Consider the following 22411-nt stretch of genomic DNA (forward strand, 5'->3'; position numbering starts at 1 on the left):
ATAAGAAGTGTTAGGGAGGATTTTATGAAAAATTTTTTGAAATTTCTGATTTTAATCTTTCTGCTTTTGCCCTTTACCAATGTTTACAGTCTTACAATTAATGAACTTCTTCAAGAGCTTGATACTCCCCAATGGAGAGACAAGATTGTAGAACCAGCATTTGTTGAAAAATTCAAAAATCCTGAAATGCTTTCAACGGTTATAAAACTCGCAAATGCCAATGGTTATGACTGGAGATACAGAATTCGTGCCATAAGATTTCTTGGAAGCATCGGCACTCCTGAGGCTCAGGAGGCTTTATTGGGAATGTTTCAAGATCCTTTTTTTCATCATGAATGTCCTTCTTTAAAATCCTATGTAGCAGATGCATTAGGAGACTTTAAACCCAGTATGAGACTTCTTGAAATTCTGAAAGAAGGCTTAAATGATCCAGAAACTCTTGTAAGAGAAGCTACTGCAAGATCACTGGGTAGAATTAAGATGGCTGAAGCAGTTAAATACTTAAAGGAAGCTTTTCTATCAGAAAAAACTCTGGCAGTCAGAATAGCAATTATCAATGCATTAAAATCAATAGGAACACCAGAGGCAAAAAATTTTATAAAGGAAATAGCCTCTGACGGAAACCATAGAGAATTGATAGATGCTTTTGGAGGTTCTTTATAATCCTGATTTATTACGTGATTTCGGAGTTCAGGATATTATTGAGATTTTCAAAAATGTATCTGAGGTTATGGCAAAAGAGCCTGCCTTTATAAAACTGAACATTCAGCAAGGTGAAGCAATGTTTGTAGGAGATACTCATGGAGATTTTTCAACTACAAAATATATTGTTAAAAAATTTTTAAATGCTTCAGGCAATCAATATCTTATATTTCTTGGAGACTATGTGGATAGAGAACCTGAACCTGAAGGTTCTCTCTGGAATCTTGTTTATCTGTGCTTGCTGAAAATAAACTTTCAAGCCAGGGTTTTTCTCTTAAAGGGTAACCATGAAGCAAACTATGCAGTGGAATGTTTCCCATATGAATTTAATGAAGAACTCATTGAACTCTTCGGTAGCAGAGGAACAAAAATTCACGATGCCGCTGTATCTGTTTTTCAGGAGATGCCTTTGATGCTTCAGACACTAAATGGAGTTGTAGCTGCTCATGCTGGATTTCCTATGAGAGGACAAAAAATAGATGATAAATCCCGTAAAGATTTAATTATAGACATTTTATGGGCAGACCCTGATGTTTCTCCCATGTTTAGAGGATACGAAATTCCTAAATTCACAGAAGATCAACTCATTAATTTTTTAAATTCCTCAGGTGCTTCATGCTTTATAAGAGGACATGACTACAATGTGGCAGGTAAAGCTATATATTCAAATAAGTGTATAACTGTATTTACCTGCCGTAGATATGCTTTCAGGGCAGGTATGACTGTAGCAAAAGTTGATTTATCCAGAAAAGTTAAAGATGCAACAGATATTGTTTTAGAAGATCTTACTTTTTACCTTGATACATTAAGATAAATCTTTTTATGCTTCTGTCATAGGTAGCTTCCACTTCTGGAGTAAAATAACATGCTGGCAGCTCTCCTCTTTTTCTATGGTAATGTAAGCACTCACAGCATATGCCTTTTTTCTCACAGGGTTCATAACTGCAGCTACAGATTTTTTTGTTTCTGTCAATTTTGCATTCCATAACTCTACCTCCTTAATTAAAGTTTATTTTTTAAGCAATTCCGAAAGCCCTTCTATATCTTTTACGATAATTTTACGTTTTTGTTCAGTTATATAGCCTTCTTTTTTTAATCTGCCTATTATTCTTATTGCTGTTTCAGTGGTTGTGCCTGCCATTTCTGCAATCTCCTGCTTGGTAAGTTTTAAATCTATTAAAATACCTTCTGCCAACTTTTTACCATACTTTGTGGCAAGCTTGAGGATTTGATAAACAATCCTTGATAAAACATCTTCCAGTGCAACACTTTTAAGGCTCTCAATTCCTCCTCTAAGCCTCATAGTAATATGATGAAGAATCTTATTGTTTAAACCAGGATAGTTATTGAATACTTCTAAAAAAATATCCCTTCCAATCTTTCCAATCTCGCAATCTTCTATAGCTATTGCAGTAGCTGGATAAGAAAAATTTTTTATTACTGCAAGGGCACCAAAGAAATCAGGTGCATCAATTATTTCAAGAACTATTTCTCTGCCATCAGCTGAAAATTTTGATATTTTAACCTTACCTTTTAAAAGAATATAAAACCACTCTGGCTTGTCTCCCTCATAAAAAATTACCTGACGTCTTTTTAATCTTTGGATTATTAAGTTTTTTTCAAGATTTCTTATGTCATCATTGCTCAGCTCATTAAAAATGACAACTTCTGTAAGCATTAATAATTTTAACAAAAATTCATGGTTTCTATCTCATTCTTCCATCTCCTTAAAGTTAAAGAATTGAGGAACATCTGCCATAGCATTAACGACTAAATCCACTAATCCAGAGTAATTAATCTTGAATTTCTCAAAAAGTCCGTAAGTTTTTATCATATCTCTTAATGCTCCCTTACAGTTAGAGCATGTGGCAACAACAAGTTTAGGAATATCCTGATTTAGAACATCACTAAAAGTATCAAGAATCTGTCTGGTTTTTAATCTGAAAGAGACTTTATTTCTCCAAACAGGAAAATTAAGTGATCTTATTATTGCAAAACCGCTTCCACCACCACAACAATAGTTATAAGGACCATGAGGATTCATCTCTCTAAATGTTCCAGGAGAAACTGCTTTTATAATCTCTCTTTGAGGATTTACAATTCCCATTAATCTAACAATATTACAGGAATCATGGAATGTTATTGGAAAATTGTTTCTCATTGGATCTAATTTAATTCTTCCACTTCTTATAATCTCCCACACTAAAGGTATACAGCTTTCTCTTTTAATATTCCACAGCGGAGAACTTGCAGGAAGAATTCTATCAAAAATTATAGAATAAACCTTATGAGAATGACCGCATTCTCCTATTACCAGCTTTTTTGCTCCAAGCTCATGGGCAATCTGTAAATGCCTTAATCCAACTCTTGCCAGTTCAATATCATCATACCACGCACCATAATTAACTCCATCATATCCGAGGGTTTCACTGCTTAAGGTATAATTAACTCCTGCAGCATCTAAAAGTATTGCAAAAGCCGCTATGTGATCAGGCCAGGAAAGATATTCTCCACCATTATGTAATAACATAATATCAGCTCCCTTTTTATCTACGGGAATGGTGATTTTTCTTCCAGTTCTTTCATGAATATCTTCTTCAATGAATCTTATTATATCTTTAAACGCATCAGTTCCCATTCCAGTTGATGAGCCAGCTTTTAAATGAAGTCTTGTTCCTTTTTGATAAACCTCTACAGGAGCCATACCAAGTTCCTGGCTGAACAGTTTTCTTAATTCTCTTGCAATTAGTCCATTATCAACTCCAACAGGGCAGTATAAAGCACATCTTCTACAAAGAGTACATCTATAAGAAAGTTCTAATAGTCTTCTTATCAGAGAATAAGTAATTTCTATATCTGCTCCGATAAAAGATCTTAACATTTTACCACTTGAAGTGAAATATCTTTTATGAATTCTACGAAGTATTTCTGAACGAAAATTGGGTCTATATATTTCTTTCTTGCCACTGCCAATATATACATGGCAAGCTTCTGCACAGGTATTACACTTCACACAGTGGTTCAGGGAAAGATAAAATGGTTTATAAAAAGTCCAGTTGGATTGATAATTCAGGAGTTTTCTAATGCCATTAAGAAATTTTTTTACAACTTCTTTTTTCTGTTCTTCTGAAGGATTTAGAATCTGAAAACCAGAGAAACCATCAAGAGAAAGGTCATATTTATTAAACCAATCATCAGGAGCTTTGTAATTGTCTTTTTTTTCATCAATATAAGGAGATAAGGATAAAAGTTCATTTTCATTTATATCAATAATTGGCTGTTTTGACTCCTTTGCAATTTCTTTTAGTTCTCTCATTGCTCTACCTCCTATATTTTTTCATGAAGATTGATGTTTTGGGCATTTTCAAGCCAGGTTTGATCAGGAAGTATATGCGGACCTGCCCAGACAACTTTGTAATTAAGTTGTTCAGAAATTTTTTTCTCTTCTGCAGAACCTTTTATCTGATACATATCGTTCCATAAGATTCCGTGAAAGGTTGCATATTTTACAGGACCATGAAAGAATCTTGAAAAGGGAATGTAAATCAAAAATAATTCAAAAATAACAAAGTGAACAATTGTAATTACAGATAACTCATCAACTGGAATACTTCCTCTTAATAATCCTGTTAGATAGGCTGAGAATTCTTTAACTCCATTGTCCTTCATTATTGCAAATAAACCTGTGGTAAAAAGAAATAGAAGAAATAAAAGATTTATATAATCAATGCTTGATGTGTATATTTTTAAATCATGAGTGGAAATTCTTTTGATGATTAATCCAGTAACTCCCAAGATTCCAAAGACATAGGAAAAATAAGCTATAAAATTAAGCTTTGAAGCAATCTCCCAATTAAAAATGCCATTAATTAAAAGAATTCCCATCCATAGGAATATTAACCAGATTCCCCAATGTAAAGCCATTGACCAGAACCATATCCCGTAGGGATTGAATTTTTTTACTCTGTGTAGATAAAAAATTTCTTTAAGAGGTTCTAATATTTCACCCATAAAGTATTTCTCTGGCTTTTTATCCTGCCAGTCAATTTCTTCTAAATAGGAACCGCCGTATTTTCTTTTTTCTCCTGCTTCATGAGGCACTGGATAAATCTCCCATCTAAGATTAACTGGCATTTTTGATATTCTGTAAAACTTTATTAAAATGCCAAAAACCATTATAATAGGAGAAGCTAAGGCGATGATAAATAATAAATTTCCCATCTTTCCCTCCATAAAAATTTTTTATAAAAATATAAATTTTTTTATAATATAACAAGGGTTTTGAAAGAGTCAATATTTGATTGAGATTCTTTTAAAATTATTGAAGATTTTTTAAGATTCTAAATTATCCATTCTTCTTGCCAGTTCAATCCATGGATAGGTTTGAATAACTCTGACAAGTGAATTAAGTCTGCCAGAGTTTATAAAATCAATTCTTTCATCATCATTATAAACATTGTAAAATGGTGTTGTCTCATAAAGGGCTTTACCAAGATAGTGCTCTGAAGGCTTTAAAACATCATCAGGTCTTGTATAAAAAGGATCTTCACCAGGACTGCAAGATTTATTAAATACATTGAATTGTCTGCATGCAAGAGGCCTCATCGGATAAATTGCACATACCTCATCAATTAAAAAAGGGCAGGATTCGCCTTTTTTATGGGATATGAGTGAGGCTTTTATTTTTGCTCGTAAGGGTTCTTTTACTTTTTCAATTACATACCAGTAAATTCCTACAATTTCAATAGGATAAACAGGAATGTCACGATGGGTTTTACAGCAAAAGCTACATCCACGATAACATGCCAGATTTTTACCCTTTTTTTTATATTTATCAATATCTTTTTTAACTCCTTCATCCATTATTGCATAAGCATTAAGAAGCAAGCGTAGCCAGCTGTGAAGTTTTTCATCTTCAGGAAAGCTAAGCCTTGATTTATTCTTTTTCAATTCTGATTTTTTTTGCTCCCTTCAGAGTTTTTAAAATGGCAGGATCATCAATCACTTTTCCCACTATATTTACTTCACTGGCTGCAACAGGATCCTCTCCTGTGCTTAAAGGAGTTTTTCCAAAAAATACTGCCAGAGCCTTACCTGGAGGCCAGTAACCAATGTCTCCTACTGCTACACAAGTTGTTGCTGTGCTGTCAAGAGGCATAGTTATACCTATTGAAAAGTAAAATTCCTCTCCCCATTCATTGATTTTGCTTTCTATTGGAAGTGCTTCAAGAATTTTTTTAGCACATTCAGTATCATATAATTCTGCTTTTATTTCTTTTCCATCAATAATTAATCTTACTTTTGTATTCATGCCTGTTTTACTTTCTTTTCTCTATAAATTAAAAGTGGAGATGTCTTTTTATTTACCACATCCTCATTTATAATGCACTCTGAAATACCCTTTTCAGAAGGAATAAGATACATTACATCAAGCATTATGTCTTCAAGTATGCTTCTTAAAGCACGTGCACCTGTTTTTCTCTCAATTGCTTTTTTTGCAATGGTCCGTAAAGCATCTTCAGTGAATGTAAGTTTTACTCCATCAATGCTAAACAGTTTCTGATACTGCTTTACAAGGGCATTCTTTGGTTTGGTAAGTATTTCTACAAGAGCATTCTCATCAAGTTCATTTAATGTGGCTACAACAGGAAATCTTCCTACAAACTCTGGGATCATCCCATATTTTATCAAATCCTCTGGCTCAACATAACTTAAAACATTTTCCTTATCCATCTTAGCTGTCTCTGAAAGAAATCCAATTGTTCTTTTACCAATCCTCTTTTTTATAATTTCTTCAAGCCCTACAAAGGCTCCACCACATATAAAAAGTATGTTCGTAGTATCCATCTGAATGTAATCCTGTTGAGGATGTTTTCTCCCTCCTTGAGGTGGTATGTTTGCCATTGTTCCTTCCACTATTTTTAAAAGAGCCTGTTGCACTCCTTCTCCTGATACATCACGAGTAATAGAGGGACTGTCAGATTTTCTGCTTATTTTATCAATTTCATCAATATAAATTATTCCTATTTGAGCACGCTGTATATCATAATTGGCATTCTGAAGCAGTTTAAGAAGAATATTTTCCACATCCTCGCCAACATATCCAGCCTCTGTAAGCGTTGTAGCATCAGCAATTGCAAAGGGAACATCAAGAAACTTTGCAAGAGTTTGTGCTAAAAGAGTTTTCCCTGTTCCTGTAGGACCAATAAGCATTATATTGCTTTTCTGAATCTCATCAGAGGAACTGCCTTTAAAAATTCTTTTGTAATGATTGTAAACAGCAACTGAAAGAATTTTCTTTGCTCTTTCCTGCCCGATAACATAGTCATTCAAAAATTTGTGAATTTCCTGAGGAGTTGGCAAATCTGTTTTTATTCCTTCAAGGCTGTTAAATCTTTCCTCTTCAAGAATCTCATTACACAGGGTGATACATTCATCACATATGTAAACTCCATTGCCTGCAATAAGTTTTTTTACCTCTTTCTGTGACTTACCACAGAAAGAACATCTCAGTATCTCTTCATTCTTTTTTGCCATGCTCACACCTTATTACTTTTTTATTGATGTAATAACTTCGTCAACAATTCCGTAGTCTTTCGCTTCTTCAGCAGACATAAAAAAGTCTCTTTCCGTATCTTTCTGTATTTTTTCAATTGGCTGTCCTGTGTGCTTTGCCAGGATATTATTTAGTAAATCCTTCATTTTTAAAATCTCCCTTGCATGAATCTCCACATCAGTTGCCTGACCATAAAATCCACCAATTGGCTGATGAATCATAACTCTTGAATGAGGAAGAGCAAACCTTTTACCTTTTTTGCCTGCTGCAAGAAGAACACATGCCATTGAAGAAGCCTGCCCAATGCAGTAAGTGGCAATATCAGGTTTTACATACTGCATTGTGTCATAAATTGCAAGCCCACTTGATACCATACCTCCTGGTGAGTTTATGTAAATATGAATATCTTTTTCAGGATCCTCAGTCTGAAGGAAAAGCAACTGTGCTATTACAACATTAGCAACCTGGTCATTTATTTCTGTACCAATAAAAATAATTCTATCCTTTAAAAGTCTTGAATATATATCATAAACTCTCTCAGTTCTTCCTGTCTGTTCTATTACTATTGGAACAATACTCATACTTCCTCCTGTTTTTTAATCTTATTTGATTTCTGTAAAAGTATGTCAAAAACCTTTCTTTCAAAAATACTGTTCTGCAAAGCCTCCAGAGAACCATCCCTTGACATGTAGTACTGTAAAACTGCCTGGGGAGTTATGCTGTATCTCTTTGAAATATTTATAATTTCTTGTTTAATCTCTTCTTCTGAAACAGTAACTCCCTCTTTCTCACCTATAGCTTCAAGAAGAATATAGGCTTTAACATTTCTTTTTGCTCTTTCTGAAATTTTATCCATATGTTGTGTTATATCAAATCCCAATGATTCGTATTCTTCTGAGATTCTTTTCATTTCCATTTCAACCAGACCTTCTGGAAGTTCAAATTCATGTGTATCAAGAAGTTTCTTAAGTATATCATACTTTTGTTTTTCAAGAGCCTGTTCTTTTTTATTAGTTTCAAGTCTTTGTCTTATATGATTTTTAAATTCCTCAGAGTTGTCAAAGCCAAACTCTTTATGAATTTCTTCATATGGAATGTTCTGTTTTCTTTTGACTTCTTTTAAGGTAATCTCAAAATTAACTTTTTTCCCTGCAAAATCAGCAATAGAGTCTTGTGGAAAATCAATGGTTAAATTGAAAGTTTCTCCTTTTTTCTTGCCTTCCAATGCTTTTGAAAAATCCTCTGGAAAAGGTCCTGCACCAACTTTATAGACATAGTCTTTTGCTTCTTTTCCAATGTCTGTTTTATAATCAATAACTACAAGATCTTCTTCCCGGACAGGTTCTTCTGTTGGTTCATAACTGCCTCTTTCTTCACATAATTTTTTAATTACCTCTTCAATCTCTTCATCTTTCACTTCTGTTGATATTTCTTCTATCTCTATATTTTCGTAATTAAGATTTTTAATTTCAGGGCTTACCTCAACAATTAATTCAAAAGAAAGAGGCTCTTTCCTCTTTATATCAATGGCATCTTCAGCCATTGGAGGAAGAAGAGGTTTTAAATTAGCCTCTTTAATTGCCTTTTTGTAAGATTCTGAAACAAGCCTTTCAAGCACCTCTGATGTAGCATTTTGACCGAACTTTTTCTCAATAATTGAAAGTGGTGCCTTTCCAGGTCTGAAACCAGGAATTTTTGCATCCCTTTGAATTTCCTTTAATGCCTTTTGAATTTCTTCTTCCACTACATCTGCTGGTATTTCAAATTTCAGTCTTTTTTTGGTAGCTGAAATCTCTTCAATTCCTTTTAACACATTCCCTCCTTCGTATGATTTTAATTTAAGTTTAAAAGTCAAGGTGAATTTTTGTCAATTTTTCTTAAGTAACAAATCCTTATAAATAGCTCTTGCAAGATTAAAAAGTTTTATGTATTCCTCTTCTGCATAATCTCTGTATGTGTTTATGTTTGGTCTGAAGGAATTATCTTTAAAAATCAAGGTAACTTCTGCATAAATTCCATCCCCTATATAAATCCTGTGTGAGTAGTCCTTTGTGGTTGCAAGAACAAGCTTTGCAAGCCCTATGTAACCAGGGTCAAGATTAATTGAGCGTTTTCCATCTCGTGAAAGTTTTTCTTCAATCTGATTTGTTTGAATTTTTATCTGCGCAATATCACCTTCAGAAATCAAATTTTTAAAAAATATGAATCTCCTCACTATAGGGCTACCAAGTTCTGCAGTATAGTAATCTGAATAATTCCAGTATCTCGGACTTGATTCTAAAACTATTTCGCCGAATTTTTCTTCCAGGATTTTTCTTGCAGTGTAGTATGCTTCTTTATCCTTGAAAAGCGTTCCAATAAATAGTAAAACCTTTTTTGGTTGCCCTATCTTACCCATTAAGATAATACTTGTCTTAGATGAGGAACTATATGAGGATTACTCCAATCAACAGGTCCTATGATTTTGTGCCTTAATACTCCTTTTTTATCTATAAGAAATGTTTCAGGAACTCCTTTTATTCCATAAATGGTTGATACAACTCCATCATCAACAAGCACAGGGAAAGTAAAACCCTCTTTTTTTGCCATTTCATAAGCAGTCAGAGGATTATCCTTGTAAAGAACTGTAAGAAATAGGAGGTCATCAGAAGCTCCATTTTTATTTAAATAAGCCTGTATTGACTTTTTTTCTACTTTACAATCATTGCACCATGATGCCCAGAAGTTGAGAATAACAATTTTACCTTTTAAATCTTTAAGACTCCATTTTTTACCATTAATATCCTTGAGTTCAAAATCAGGAGCAGGAAGTCCAATCTCTGCATTTTCTTTTATAGAAGTCTTGCCTTTTTTTAACAAAATACTTCCTGCAACAATCAAAGCAAGCAAAACAAATAAAATTAAAAATACATTCTTTTTCATCACTCACCTCAATTAACAGATGCTGTTACTTCTTCACTAACTTCCTTAAACTCTATCTGATTGTTATTCAGCTCAATTTTTATAAAGCTTGCTCCTTTAAAATTACCCTTCAGAATTTCTTCTGAGAGAGGATCTTCTATTTCTTTTGCAATAGCTCTTCTCATTGGTCTTGCTCCATAAGCTGGCTGATAATATTTGTTCAAAATCCAGTGTTTTACTTCATCAGAAACAGCAATAACAAAACCGTATTCTGCAAGTTTTTTATTTGTTTCAGCAATCAAAAGATCAATAATAGCAAGTAAATGAGACTCTTCAAGAGGGTGGAATACAACAATGTCATCAACTCGGTTCAGAAATTCAGGATTAAAGGTTTTTTTAAGTTCATCAAAGACACTGTCTTTGATTTTCTGATATATATCAGTAGTTTGAGATTTGTGAAAACCAAGAGGTGTTGATTTTTCAATCAATCTTGCTCCGATATTGGATGTCATTATTATAATCGTATTTCTGAAATCTACTTTTCTTCCAAAACTATCAGTAAGTACACCTTCATCAAGTATCTGCAAGAGCAGATTAAATACATCAGGATGAGCTTTTTCAATTTCATCAAATAAAACAACAGAATAAGGTCTTTTACGAATTCTTTCTGTAAGTTGACCTCCTTCTTCATAACCAACATAACCAGGAGGTGCTCCTATTAGTTTTGATACATTGAATTTTTCCATATACTCAGACATATCAAATTTTACTAACGCATTCTCATCATTGAACATGAACTCTGCAAGAACCTTTGCAAGTTCTGTTTTCCCAACTCCTGTAGGACCTAAAAAGAAAAATGAACCAATTGGTCTGTTTTTTGTTTTCAATCCTGCACGAGAACGTCTTATTGCCTTACAGACACTTTTTATTGCCTCATCCTGCCCGACAATTCTTTGATGTAAAATTTCCTCCATATGAAGCAGTTTTTCAGACTCTGTCTGTTCAAGCTTATAAAGTGGAATTCCTGTCATCTTGGAAACAGTATATGAAACATCCTCTGCTGTAACAAGGGGGACTTCCTTATACATTGAGTCTTTCCATTTTTTGTAGTTAGCTTCATAAATTCTTTTTAATTTATCCTCTTCATATTTTACCTTCTGTGCTGCAGGCAAATCGTGAAGTTTTATGTATAAAGACTTTTCCTTAGCAATTCTGGCAAGCTCAAACTCAAGATCTTTGAGCTCCTGAGGCATTACAGATCTTCTCAGTTTAATTCTTGAAGCTGTCTCATCAATAACATCTATTGCTTTGTCTGGTAAGAATCTATCTGTGATATATCTGTCTGAAAGTTTTACAGCAGCTTCTACTGCCTCATCTGTGATTTTTACCTTATGATGGGATTCATATTTTTCTCTTATTCCTTTTAAAATCTCAATTGTTACTTCAACAGTTGTTGGTTGAATATATACAGGTTGAAATCTTCTTTCAAGAGCTCCATCTTTTTCTATATATTTTCTATATTCCTGCGGAGTTGTCGCACCTATACACTGCATTTCTCCTCTTGCCAGAGCAGGTTTTAACATATTTGATGCATCCACAGAGCCTTCTGCTGCACCTGCTCCAATTATTGTATGAAGCTCATCTATGAATAAAATAATATTGTCTGATTGAGTCGCTTCTCTTATTACTGCTTTAAGCCGCTCTTCAAACTGTCCTCTGTATTTTGTTCCAGCAATCAATGCTCCAAGGTCAAGAGCAATAATTCTTTTCCCAAGTAAAATATCAGGCACATTCCCCTCAATAATTTTCTGAGCAAGACCTTCTACTATTGCTGTTTTTCCAACTCCTGGTTCACCAATTATTACAGGATTATTTTTTATTCTTCTTCCAAGAATCTGAATTACTCTTTCTATCTCATCTTCTCTTCCAATCACAGGATCAAGTTTGCCTTCCATAGCAAGCAAAGTGAGATCCCTTCCAAATTCATCAAGAGCTGGAGTATTTGTCCTTCTTTTTTCTTTTTGAGGTGTAGTCTGAAAATGAGGTCTTATGGAAAAGTTAATTGTCAATTGCCTGGCAGCTAAAAGATTAATCCCAAAACTTCTTAAAATTTTACCTGCAATTCCTTCTTCTTCTTTAATTAAACCAAGAAAAAGATGCTCACTGCCAATATATGGATGTCCTAAAAGTCTTGCCTCCTCCACTGCATTTTCAAGAACCTTTTTAGCTCTTGGAGAAAATGGTATTTCTCCATAGGTAAGGAGATTGCCCTCGGTATTTACTCTTTTTTCAATTTCATATCTTACATTTTCTGGAGGAATCCCGATTTTTCTAAGTATAGCCACTGGAATGGAATCTTCTTCTCTTAAAATTGCAAGAAGTAAATGTTCTGTATCAAGAAACTCGCTATTTCTTTTTTCTGCTTCTTCTCTGGCATAAAGAATTATTTTACGCCCTTTTTCTGTAAACTTCTCAAACATTTTAAAGCTCCTGTAAAAGTTTTTTAGTTTCTAAAATCAATATTAATTTTTTTGCTTGTTTTGTGTCAACCAGAAGGGATAAATCCTTTACATCAAATAAAACAAATATACTGCAGAGACAAACTGAATAAACTTATAAAAATTTTGTGAAAGCTCTTCAGGAGTTGATTCAAGAAATAACTCTTCTTCTTTAATTTCTATACCCAATCTCTTTGCAGCAAAAATCACCCTTTCTCTCTGCCCTCTTTCATGGGGACGAAAACTTCTGAGTATCAATCCATCATCACTGAAAAAATAGTCTCCTGTGTCCTTTTTTCTTAATACTACTTTTATTATTTTTGATTCTTTCCCAGCTATTGGAATAGTCAGAACATAGGCACCTTCAGCTGTTATTCTGTATTGAAATGATGAAGCAAAAAATTCTACGAAATCATGAAAAATTTTTTCAGCTTCCTCAGCTTCTATAGGTTCTGTTGTAGCTAATAGAGTACCAAATAAAAATTCTTTAATAAAATTTTCTGTCTCTTCTTTTATCTGACTGTCCTCTGGAGCATCACTCCACAGGATTCTACACGAGCGGAATACAGGACTGTAAACTATTTCTCCTAAGGCTACCTTTTCATTCAGTTGAAGATCAAATGGTAAAGAGATTGTTGTTTTATCTTTTGTAATTTTTCTTCTGTCACGGTAAAATGTTATTCTCGTTTTTCCAATTTTTGGAAGAAAAACTGTTTTTGTAATCAGATTCATGAAAAACAATATAACACATTTTACTACTGTTGAGCTACAATAACTGTAAATGTTATCATAAAACCTATATGAGCGTAATCAAACCTTTTAAGGGAATTGTTTACAATCCTGAAAAAGTATGTGGAGATGATGTAATGTGCCCTCCTTATGATATCATCTCCGATGAACTTAAAGATTTTTTCTATAATAAAAGTCCATATAACATAATAAGAATTGATTATGGAAAAAATTCACCGGGAATAAATAAATACAGTCTCGCAAAAGAGTATCTGGATAGATGGCTTGAAGAAGGTATTCTTGTACAGGAAAAAAAACCCTGTTTTTATGGTTATGAAATTCAGTATTCTTATAAAAATAAAACTAAAATATTGAGAGGAATCATAGGCACTGTAAAGCTTGAAGAGCCTGGCAAAGGAATTTATCCTCATGAACAGACTTATTCAAAACCCAAAGCAGACAGATTAAATCTCATGAAAGCCTGTATGGCAAATACATCATTGATATTTTCTATCTATCGCTCAAAAGAAAGAATAACATCGCAAATACTTGAAAATCTTCAAAATCCTTATATTCAGGCAAAGGATTTTGATGGAAACATTCACAGGCTTTTTAAAATCAATGATCAATCTCAAGTAAAAAAAATAGTGGAAGAGTTCAATAACAAAGCCATATTTATTGCTGATGGTCATCATAGATATGAAGTTGCCCTTGAGTTTAAAAAACAGATGACAGAAGCCTATCCACACATTGAGAACCCTCCGTGGAATTATGTTCTTATGTTTTTGACCAATATTGAAGATGATGGTTATTTAATTCTGCCAACTCACAGACTTCTAAGCACTCCTTTACCTGTCAAGCATCAGCTTGAAAAACAAAATCAGTTTTATTTATTTGAATTCAACAAAAATGAAGATATTCAGGAAGCAATTGAAAAAATGGGAACTAAAAATATTGGAGTTTATCTAAAGGATAACAAATTCTATATTCTTCAATACAAAGGACAATCCCTTAAGCATTTACCTGAAGAGTTAAGAGACCTTGATGTTACAATTCTTGAAGAAATAGTTCTAAAAGAAATCTTTCCTCAGAAAGAAGTCTGTTATGATATAGATATAGAAAAAGGTATAAAAATGGTTAAAGAAGGAAAATGTGATGCAATTTTTATATTGAGGGCAACAAAAGTAGAGGAAATAGAACGAGTTGCACTTGCAGGTCTAAGGATGCCTCCAAAATCCACATATTTCTATCCAAAACTTCTTACAGGAATGATTATTAACAGTTTTAGAGAAAATTTTTAATGGAGGTTTAATATGGCATTAAAAGTTGCCATTAACGGTTTTGGCAGAATTGGAAGACTTTTTTTCCGTGCTTCCTATGGGTATCCAGATATTGAAATCATTGCAATTAATGATCTTACAGATGCATATACTCTTGCTCATCTGCTTCAGTATGACTCTGTGCATGGAAAGTTTAAGGGAAATGTTAAATCTCAAGGAAATAATATTGTAGTTGATGGAAGAGAAATTCAGGTTTTTGCTGAAACAGATCCTCAAAAACTTCCATGGCAAGATTTAAAAATTGATGTTGTTATTGAATCAACAGGAAGATTTACAGACAGAGCAGGAGCATCAAGACACATCCAGGCTGGTGCAAAATGGGTGATAATCACAGCGCCTGCCAAAGAAGAAGATATTACAGTTGTGATGGGTGTTAATCATCATCTTCTTGATCCTGCACAGCATAAAATAATCTCAAATGCTTCATGTACCACCAACTGTCTTGCTCCTGTGGCAAAGGTTCTTCATGAAAACTTCGGGATTGAAAAAGGCTTTGCAACAACTGTTCATGCCTACACAAATGACCAGAGAATCCTTGATCTTCCTCATAAGGATCTAAGAAGAGCAAGAGCTGCTGCTGTTTCAATGATTCCTACCACAACAGGTGCTGCAAAAGCTGTAGGAAAAGTTCTTCCAGAACTTAAAGGAAAGCTTGATGGACTGGCAATAAGAGTTCCAACTCCTAATGTTTCAATGGTTGATTTTGTGGCTCTTCTGAGTAAAGATGCTACAGAGTCTGATATTAATGAAACATTGAAAAAGGCTTCCCAGGAGCATCTTAAAGGAATTTTGCACTATGTTGAGGAGCCTCTTGTTTCTATTGATTTCAACGATTCACCATATTCATCAATAGTTGATGGACTTCTCACAAAGGTTATAGAAGGAACACTTGCAAAGGTAATCTCCTGGTATGACAATGAATATGGATATAGTTGCAGAGTAAGAGACCTTATTCTTTATTTAATGGAAAAAATTTAGGAGGACAGCATGGCACCATTTAATAACTCTTTTGATAAAATGACGATTGAGGATTTGCCTGTAAAAGGGAAAAGAGTTTTTATCAGGGCTGACTTCAATGTTCCCCTTGATGCAAATTTAATGATAACTGATGACAGAAGAATTCGTTCTACTCTGCCAACTATAAACTATGCAATTGATGAAGGAGCAAAAGTAATTTTAGCTTCTCATCTTGGCAGACCAAAAGGAAAAGTTGATCCAAAGCTTTCTCTTGCACCTGTAGCAAGAAGACTTCAAAGACTACTTAACAAAGAAGTAATTTTTGCACCTGACTGCATTGGTCCTCAGGTAGAACAACTTGTCTCAAAAATGAAGGAAGGAGATGTGCTATTACTTGAAAATCTTAGATTTCACATTGAAGAGGAGAAAAATGATGAAAAATTTGCCAGAGCTTTAGCATCATTAGCTGATTTTTATGTAAATGATGCCTTTGGTGCATCACACAGATCCCATGCTTCAATTGTGGGTATCCCAAAATTCATTCCATCTGCTGCTGGGTTTTTACTTAAAAAAGAGATTGAATACCTGAAAGGTGCAGTGGAATCTCCAATAAGACCCTTTGTTGTAATACTTGGTGGAGCAAAGGTTGGAGGCAAAATTGGAGTACTTGAAAATCTTGCAGATAAAGCAGATAAAGTCATAGTTGGTGGAGGTATGGCTTTTACATTTATAAAAGCCATGGGATATGAAGTCGGAGACAGTCTTGTTGAGCCAGATATGATAGATTTTGCTCTTAAAATTATGGAAAAACTCCGCAATAATAAAGTTAAATTTTATTTACCCGTTGATGTTGTTATTGCTCAAAGTATAGAGCATGGAGCAGAAACAAAAATTGTTCCTATTCAGGAAATACCACACGGCTGGAGAGCACTTGATATAGGTCCTGCCTCAGTAAAGCTTTTTACTGAAGCACTACAGGATGCAAAAACAATTCTTTGGAATGGACCAATGGGAGTTTTTGAAATAGATGCATTCTCAAGGGGAACTTTTGCAATTGCCCATGCAGTTGCTGATTCCTATGCTTTTACAATAGTTGGTGGTGGAGATACAGATTATGCAGTACATAAAGCAGGTGTAAGTGATGCTATTTCATTTATCTCAACTGGTGGTGGTGCTGCTTTACAACTTCTTGAAGGTAAAGAGTTACCAGGACTTGCTGTACTGCCTTCTAAGAAGAAAGATTAATAAAAAGAAAGAGGGGAGTCATCATGGATGACTACCCCTTGTTTTTCAAGAGCTTTTTTAATATGTTTTGGAAGACAAAACATTGCAGTATGTGCATCTATATCATAAAACTTTAAACTATCCTCAATGAAAATAATTTTTTCATTTATTTTACTCATGGAATCTTCAGGATTTATTTTTTTGGAAACAAGAACAAAACCCCATGGAGCAAAAAAAGAAGGAATATAAGCAATGTAAGGTTTTACATATGGGAATACTTGCTTGAGAGTAGTAACAATTGAGACAAATACTCTTAGATTATTCACAGAGGTAGAAGCAGATTGGGTAACCATCATTCCATTTTCTGTTAAAGCTTCATTAACTTTTTCATAAAACTCTTTTGTATAAAGAAGATAAGCAGGTCCTCCTTCTGCTGGTTCTGGCAAGTCTATTATTATTACATCAAAATAGTTTTTCGTTCTCTCAATATAAACTCTTGCATCATCTATAACCAACCTGACCCTCGGATCATCAAAAGCGCCATTATGCCATTCTGGAAGATATCTCTTAGCAGTTTTAATAACTGATTCATCAAGCTCAACCATTACAACTTCTTTAACAGGATATTTTAAAACCTCTCTCAAAGTAGCTCCTTCTCCTCCACCTGCTATAAGAACCCTATCTACTGTCTCACTTAAAAGCATCACAGGATGAACCAGTGCTTCATGATAAATAAATTCATCAGCCTCAGCAGACTGCATCTTACCATCAAGAAGAAGACATCTGCCAAGATTGCCAGAATAAATTACTTCAATTCTCTGATAAGGAGATGTTTCAGAATATATAATCTCCTTCAGAGAATGAAGTATAATCTCATCCTCTGATGTTTGCTCAATATACCATTTGCAATTCTTCATAACATACCTTATGTGGCAATTTCTCGTTTTTATAAGAAATTATACCTCTTTTCATTTCAACAATTGATGGAGATTTACATTCAAAGGCTTCAATAATATATTGAGCTGCAACCTCTGGCTTTAAAGTGTCTCCACAGGTAAATACATCCACTGCAGCAAAACCATACTCTGGCCATGTATGAATTGTAAGATGAGACTCAGCAATAACTATTACTCCACTAATACCAAAAGGATTAAATTCATGGAAATTTACATTAATGATTGTTGCATTTGCTTTTTTTGCAGCATCTACAAGAATTTTTTTGACGCTTTCGAGATCTTTGAGGATCTCGGGATTGCAATTTTTTAATTCAATTAAAAGATGGGTCCCTAAAGCATACAATTTTTCGACCTCCTCCCACAGAGATGAAAACAGGGACAAAGCCCCTGCAAACTTTATATATTAAAGCAAAAAAAATTTTTTTGTCAAACAAATTTTTTATCTCCTCTTTTTAAAGCTTCTCATTAATTCAAAAAGTTTTTGACTTCATTGTTACCAAAAAGTAACAGAAATGATATAAAAAATGTTACTTAAAAGTAACTTAGATATAAAAATTCTTTGATTTTTCTTTATTTTTATTTGGTATGTAATTTGCATATGTAATATGCAAAAAACCTTAAGAGGAGGTGATAAAACAGTTCTATATTTTTTCAACAAAAAAATTTTTTAAAAAGGAGGTTGAAGTATGGAGGAAAAAAAGAAAGGTGTTAGTGAGGACTGGTTAGCGTTCTGGTTAGCAATTGTTATCTTTCTCATCTCTCTTCTTTCATACACAGGATTTGATCCTCTGGGCTGGGTTGTAAGTACAAAAGAATGGACAGACTCAAGCAAGGCAATAGCTCCGACAGGAAAATTTTATCAAACTCTGAAGGGTGAAATTACCAAGATTGATGGTAACAAGCTCACCATTAAAAAAGCTGATGGAAAGGAAGAAACTGTAACTGTAGCAGATCCAACAAAGTATAAAGTGGGTGATATTTACGAAAAGAAAGGGCTTTCTGGATTTGCTTCCTTGGTACTTACCTATATCTTCATGGCTGTGGTTTTCTCAATTGGTGCAGCATTAATGCGAGCTAATATAGTAAAGTTCAATATAGGATTCTTCTTTGTCTTCTGGCTAAGTTATCTGTGCTGGTTTATTGGTCACTATGCCTATTTTGCAGCAACAGATACTAAAAAGTTCAACATTCCATGGTCATTAAAACTTACAGGTGAAGGTGGATTTATATTTGCACTTTTATTTGGTTTGATAGTTGGCAACTTCTTCAGAGGCTTTGCAAAGTTCATTGGTGAGGCATTAAAGCCAGAGTTTTACATTAAAACAGCCATTGGTTTAATGGGTGCATTGTTGGGATTGAAATCTGCACAGGCATTTGGACTTGCCTCAGCAGTTCTTTTCAGAGGACTCTGTGCTATAATTGAAGCCTACCTCATTTACTGGGCACTGGTTTACTGGATTGCAAGAAAGTGGTTTAAATTCAGTAAAGAATGGGCAGCTCCACTGGCATCAGGAATTTCCATCTGTGGCGTGTCTGCAGCCATTGCAACAGGTGGAGCAATCAAGGCAAGACCTGTTGTTCCAATTATGGTAAGCTCTCTTGTTGTTATATTTGCCGTTGTTGAGCTCATTATTCTTCCATTTTTTGCACAGGCTTTCCTCTGGAAAGAGCCAATGGTTGCTGGTGCATGGATGGGATTAGCAGTAAAGACAGATGGTGCAGCCTTTGCATCCGGTGCTGTTGTTGATGCACTTATAAGAGCAAAGGCTGAGACAGCTGCTGGAATTAAGTATGAACCGGGATGGATGTTAATGGCAGCATCTACAACAAAGCTCTTTATTGATATATTCATAAGCATTTGGGCATTTATTCTTGCTTATATCTGGTGTGCAAGAATTGAGTGCAGACCAGGTGAAAGAGTTTCTGCAGCAGAAATATGGAGAAGATTTCCAAAATTTGTTATGGCTTACGCTGTAACATTTATTGTAATTCTTCTTATTTCTGCTCCCCATGCTCCAAAGATTGAACCGGTGGAAGCTCAGATTAAAAATGTAAATAAAGAAATAACAGCAATTGAAAAACAACTTGCCACTGTTACTGATGAAACACAAAAAGCTCAGCTTGTAGCCAAAATTGATGAGAAAAAGAAACAGATTAAAGACCTTGAAGCAAGCATTAAAGATTCAAAGAAAATAATCTCACAAACAAGTACTGCTACAGCAGGAACAAATGCCTTAAGAGTGCTATTCTTCTTGATTACATTCTTCACAATTGGAGTAATGTCTGACTTCAGAAAACTCTGGGAAGAGGGAATTGGAAAACTTGCACTTGTATATCTAATATGTCTGTTTGGATTCATTCTCTGGATTGGTCTATTGATATCTTATATATTCTTCCACGGAGTAAAACCTCCGGTAATAACTGGATAAAGGAGGAAGGAGCATGGCTGAAGAAGCAAAACTTAAAGAAGAACTTGAAAAAATGGAGTATGAGCCTTTACTTCCAATTGAGAAAAAGCTTATTGTATGGAGCGTAGGGCTTGGTATAGTTTTGTTGATTGTCCTTGTATGGATTAGCTACACATTCTTTCCAGCATCCCACGGATAAAAAAAAGGGGGATAATCCCCCTTTTTTTTAAAACTTTATTTTTTCTCTTTAGCTTTTTATCTTGGGATAAGTTTTGTAGCCAGTTGAATTCTTATGGTTGCTCTTTCCAGGGCTGCCTGGGCTCTTGCAAGGTCAATGTCTGTTTCTCCAGCCTGGGCTTTGCGAATTCTTTCCTCTGCACGGGCTAATGCTGCCTTTGCTCTTTCAATATCAATCTCTTCAACTCTCTCAGCACTTCCAACCAGCACCAGAACTCTGTCATTAAGCACTTCACAATATCCTCTATTAACAAAAAGATAATGCATCTGCCCATCTTTCTTGTAAGAGAGAGAACCAATCCTTATGGCTGTCATGAAAGCACAATGACCTGGAAATACTCCAAAATCTCCTTCTACGCCAGTAGTATATACTTCATCAACTTCTTCGTTTATTAGTTCTCCATAGGGAGTTATAACTTCTAACTTCAATTTATCCGCCATTCTTCACTCCTTTAATTTATACCTGTCTTGTATATCCCATCTTCTTTGCTTTTTCCTCAACTTCTTCAATTGGACCAACCATGTAGAATGCCTGCTCTGGCAGGTCATCATATTTACCATCAAGAATTGCTTTGAAACCCTTTATTGTGTCTTCAAGCTTTACATATTTTCCTGGTGTTCCTGTAAATGTTTCAGCAACATGGAATGGCTGACTTAGAAATCTCTGAAGCTTTCTTGCTCTTGCAACAATAAGTTTATCATCTTCAGAAAGTTCTTCAATTCCGAGAATTGCTATAATGTCCTGCAATTCTTTATATCTCTGAAGAACTGCCTGAACACCTCTTGCAACCTGATAATGCTCCTCACCAATTATTCTTGGATCAAGAATTCGGCTTGTTGAATCCAGAGGGTCAACAGCAGGATAAATTCCTAACTCTGCAATCTGACGGGAAAGAACAACAGTTCCGTCAAGGTGAGCAAAAACTGCTGCAACTGCAGGGTCTGTTAAGTCGTCTGCAGGAACATAAATTGCCTGCATAGAGGTAATTGATCCTTTTGCTGTTGTTGTAATTCTTTCCTGAAGGGCTCCCATTTCTGTGGAAAGCGTTGGCTGATAACCAACTGCAGATGGCATTCTTCCAAGAAGTGCTGAAACCTCAGAACCTGCAAGAGTATACCTGAAAATGTTATCTATAAAGATAAGAACATCCTGTCCTTGATCTCTGAAGTATTCTGCAACTGTAAGTGCTGTAAGAGCAACACGTGCTCTAACTCCTGGAGGCTCATTCATCTGCCCGTAAACAAGAGCAACCTGAGGCAAAACTCCTGAATGCTTCATTTCAAGATAAAGGTCATTTCCTTCACGTGTTCTCTCTCCAACACCTGCAAAAACTGAAACACCACCGTGTTTCATTGCAATATTATGAATCATCTCCATAATGATAACTGTTTTCCCAACTCCTGCACCACCAAACATTCCCATTTTACCACCTCTGACAAATGGAACAAGGAGGTCAAAAACTTTAACACCTGTTTCAAACTGCTGGGTTGTTGGTGACTGGGCTGTAAACTCAGGAGCTGGTATATGAATTGGATAATACTCATTAGCCTGAATTGGACCTATTTCATCAACAGGTTCACCAATAACATTTATAATTCTTCCAAGAACAGGCTTACCAACAGGAACTTTAATTGGTGCGCCTGTGTCAACAACCTTCATCCCTCTGACAAGTCCGTCTGTGGAACCCATAGCTATTGTTCTAACTCTATTTTCACCGAGATGCATGGCAACTTCCAGCGTTAGATGAATCTCTGGAATACCTTTCTGAGGATCACCAGGTTCATCTATTCTTAGAGCATTCAAAACTTCAGGTAACTGCCCTTCAAATTCACAGTCAACCACTGTTCCAATGACCTGTACTACTTTGCCTACGTTCATAATCTTTAAACCTCCTTTTATTCT

The 22411-nt window shown here is 34.8% G+C and carries 24 protein-coding genes; 7 read left to right on the forward strand and 17 right to left on the reverse strand.

Annotation, left to right across the window (positions count from 1 at the left end):
• Positions 1-24 precede the first annotated feature (24 nt).
• Together ACYQ3X_RS07650 and ACYQ3X_RS07655 are read left to right on the forward strand one after the other, a co-directional pair.
• Entirely contained in the window at positions 25-663 is a 639-nt protein-coding gene (locus ACYQ3X_RS07650) for a HEAT repeat domain-containing protein (protein WP_460181214.1), read from the forward strand.
• Positions 641-1516, forward strand: a complete 876-nt coding sequence (locus tag ACYQ3X_RS07655; RefSeq protein ID WP_460181215.1) for a metallophosphoesterase family protein — start codon at positions 641-643, stop codon at positions 1514-1516. Before ACYQ3X_RS07650 ends, ACYQ3X_RS07655 begins: the two co-directional genes overlap by 23 nt.
• Here the strand turns inward: ACYQ3X_RS07655 and ACYQ3X_RS07660 are convergent.
• From ACYQ3X_RS07660 to ACYQ3X_RS07720, 13 genes are all read right to left on the reverse strand, one after another.
• Positions 1488-1688, reverse strand: a complete 201-nt coding sequence (locus tag ACYQ3X_RS07660) for a DUF6485 family protein (protein WP_460181216.1) — start codon at positions 1686-1688, stop codon at positions 1488-1490. The two genes, ACYQ3X_RS07655 and ACYQ3X_RS07660, sit on opposite strands and share 29 nt — an antisense overlap.
• Before the next feature lie 23 nt (positions 1689-1711).
• On the reverse strand, positions 1712-2395 hold the full coding sequence (locus ACYQ3X_RS07665) for a Crp/Fnr family transcriptional regulator (protein WP_460181217.1): 684 nt from the start codon (positions 2393-2395) through the stop codon (positions 1712-1714).
• Positions 2396-2413: 18 nt separating this feature from the next.
• Entirely contained in the window at positions 2414-4018 is a 1605-nt protein-coding gene (locus ACYQ3X_RS07670) for a (Fe-S)-binding protein (protein ID WP_460181218.1), read from the reverse strand.
• An 11-nt stretch (positions 4019-4029) separates the two neighbouring features.
• Positions 4030-4923, reverse strand: a complete 894-nt coding sequence (locus ACYQ3X_RS07675) for a respiratory nitrate reductase subunit gamma (RefSeq protein WP_460181219.1) — start codon at positions 4921-4923, stop codon at positions 4030-4032.
• A gap of 111 nt (positions 4924-5034) precedes the next feature.
• The gene (locus ACYQ3X_RS07680) at positions 5035-5652 is read right to left on the reverse strand and encodes a YkgJ family cysteine cluster protein (protein WP_460181220.1); all 618 of its coding nucleotides are present in this window, start codon (positions 5650-5652) and stop codon (positions 5035-5037) included.
• Complete coding sequence (locus tag ACYQ3X_RS07685; RefSeq protein WP_460181221.1) at positions 5639-6013, reverse strand: cyclophilin-like fold protein; 375 nt, start codon at positions 6011-6013, stop codon at positions 5639-5641. The genes ACYQ3X_RS07680 and ACYQ3X_RS07685 overlap by 14 nt, the downstream gene beginning before the upstream one ends.
• Positions 6010-7239, reverse strand: coding sequence for an ATP-dependent Clp protease ATP-binding subunit ClpX (clpX, locus tag ACYQ3X_RS07690; protein WP_460181222.1), 1230 nt, complete (start codon positions 7237-7239; stop codon positions 6010-6012). Before clpX ends, ACYQ3X_RS07685 begins: the two co-directional genes overlap by 4 nt.
• Before the next feature lie 12 nt (positions 7240-7251).
• Positions 7252-7839 (reverse strand): ATP-dependent Clp endopeptidase proteolytic subunit ClpP, encoded by a 588-nt coding sequence (gene clpP / locus ACYQ3X_RS07695; protein ID WP_460181223.1) that lies wholly within the window; start codon positions 7837-7839, stop codon positions 7252-7254.
• Complete coding sequence (gene tig, locus ACYQ3X_RS07700; protein ID WP_460181224.1) at positions 7836-9071, reverse strand: trigger factor; 1236 nt, start codon at positions 9069-9071, stop codon at positions 7836-7838. The genes clpP and tig overlap by 4 nt, the downstream gene beginning before the upstream one ends.
• A gap of 54 nt (positions 9072-9125) precedes the next feature.
• The gene (locus ACYQ3X_RS07705) at positions 9126-9656 is read right to left on the reverse strand and encodes a DUF4416 family protein (RefSeq protein WP_460181225.1); all 531 of its coding nucleotides are present in this window, start codon (positions 9654-9656) and stop codon (positions 9126-9128) included.
• A complete protein-coding gene (locus ACYQ3X_RS07710) occupies positions 9656-10180 on the reverse strand; it encodes a TlpA family protein disulfide reductase (RefSeq protein ID WP_460181226.1) in 525 nt (174 codons plus the stop codon). Before ACYQ3X_RS07710 ends, ACYQ3X_RS07705 begins: the two co-directional genes overlap by 1 nt.
• A gap of 8 nt (positions 10181-10188) precedes the next feature.
• Entirely contained in the window at positions 10189-12639 is a 2451-nt protein-coding gene (locus ACYQ3X_RS07715) for an ATP-dependent Clp protease ATP-binding subunit (protein WP_460181227.1), read from the reverse strand.
• Between the two features lie 87 nt (positions 12640-12726).
• Positions 12727-13389: a DUF1828 domain-containing protein gene (locus ACYQ3X_RS07720; RefSeq protein WP_460181228.1), complete on the reverse strand. Its 663-nt coding sequence runs from the start codon at positions 13387-13389 to the stop codon at positions 12727-12729.
• 68 nt (positions 13390-13457) lie between these two features.
• Between ACYQ3X_RS07720 and ACYQ3X_RS07725 the strand changes: the two genes are divergently transcribed.
• Genes ACYQ3X_RS07725 through ACYQ3X_RS07735 form a run of 3 tightly spaced genes read left to right on the forward strand, consistent with a single transcriptional unit; the run spans position 13458 to position 16928 of the window.
• Positions 13458-14687 (forward strand): DUF1015 domain-containing protein, encoded by a 1230-nt coding sequence (locus tag ACYQ3X_RS07725; RefSeq protein WP_460181229.1) that lies wholly within the window; start codon positions 13458-13460, stop codon positions 14685-14687.
• Positions 14688-14699: 12 nt separating this feature from the next.
• Positions 14700-15704, forward strand: a complete 1005-nt coding sequence (gene gap, locus ACYQ3X_RS07730) for a type I glyceraldehyde-3-phosphate dehydrogenase (protein WP_460181230.1) — start codon at positions 14700-14702, stop codon at positions 15702-15704.
• A 9-nt stretch (positions 15705-15713) separates the two neighbouring features.
• The gene (locus ACYQ3X_RS07735; protein WP_460181231.1) at positions 15714-16928 is read left to right on the forward strand and encodes a phosphoglycerate kinase; all 1215 of its coding nucleotides are present in this window, start codon (positions 15714-15716) and stop codon (positions 16926-16928) included.
• On the opposite strand, the gene speE is transcribed toward ACYQ3X_RS07735, so the two are convergent.
• Both speE and speD read right to left on the reverse strand, forming a co-directional pair.
• Complete coding sequence (gene speE / locus ACYQ3X_RS07740) at positions 16925-17824, reverse strand: polyamine aminopropyltransferase (RefSeq protein ID WP_460181232.1); 900 nt, start codon at positions 17822-17824, stop codon at positions 16925-16927. The two genes, ACYQ3X_RS07735 and speE, sit on opposite strands and share 4 nt — an antisense overlap.
• Positions 17799-18206, reverse strand: a complete 408-nt coding sequence (gene speD / locus ACYQ3X_RS07745) for an adenosylmethionine decarboxylase (RefSeq protein ID WP_460181233.1) — start codon at positions 18204-18206, stop codon at positions 17799-17801. The genes speE and speD overlap by 26 nt, the downstream gene beginning before the upstream one ends.
• A gap of 343 nt (positions 18207-18549) precedes the next feature.
• Between speD and ACYQ3X_RS07750 the strand changes: the two genes are divergently transcribed.
• Together ACYQ3X_RS07750 and ACYQ3X_RS07755 are read left to right on the forward strand one after the other, a co-directional pair.
• Positions 18550-20292, forward strand: a complete 1743-nt coding sequence (locus ACYQ3X_RS07750) for a putative sulfate exporter family transporter (RefSeq protein ID WP_460181234.1) — start codon at positions 18550-18552, stop codon at positions 20290-20292.
• Between the two features lie 13 nt (positions 20293-20305).
• A complete protein-coding gene (locus tag ACYQ3X_RS07755) occupies positions 20306-20470 on the forward strand; it encodes a hypothetical protein (RefSeq protein ID WP_460181235.1) in 165 nt (54 codons plus the stop codon).
• A 56-nt stretch (positions 20471-20526) separates the two neighbouring features.
• On the opposite strand, the gene ACYQ3X_RS07760 is transcribed toward ACYQ3X_RS07755, so the two are convergent.
• Both ACYQ3X_RS07760 and atpD read right to left on the reverse strand, forming a co-directional pair.
• Positions 20527-20949, reverse strand: coding sequence for a F0F1 ATP synthase subunit epsilon (locus tag ACYQ3X_RS07760; protein ID WP_460181236.1), 423 nt, complete (start codon positions 20947-20949; stop codon positions 20527-20529).
• A 16-nt stretch (positions 20950-20965) separates the two neighbouring features.
• The gene (gene atpD / locus ACYQ3X_RS07765) at positions 20966-22387 is read right to left on the reverse strand and encodes a F0F1 ATP synthase subunit beta (protein WP_460181237.1); all 1422 of its coding nucleotides are present in this window, start codon (positions 22385-22387) and stop codon (positions 20966-20968) included.
• Positions 22388-22411: the final 24 nt, after the last annotated feature.

The organism is Thermodesulfovibrio sp. TK110 (genome assembly GCF_054658355.1).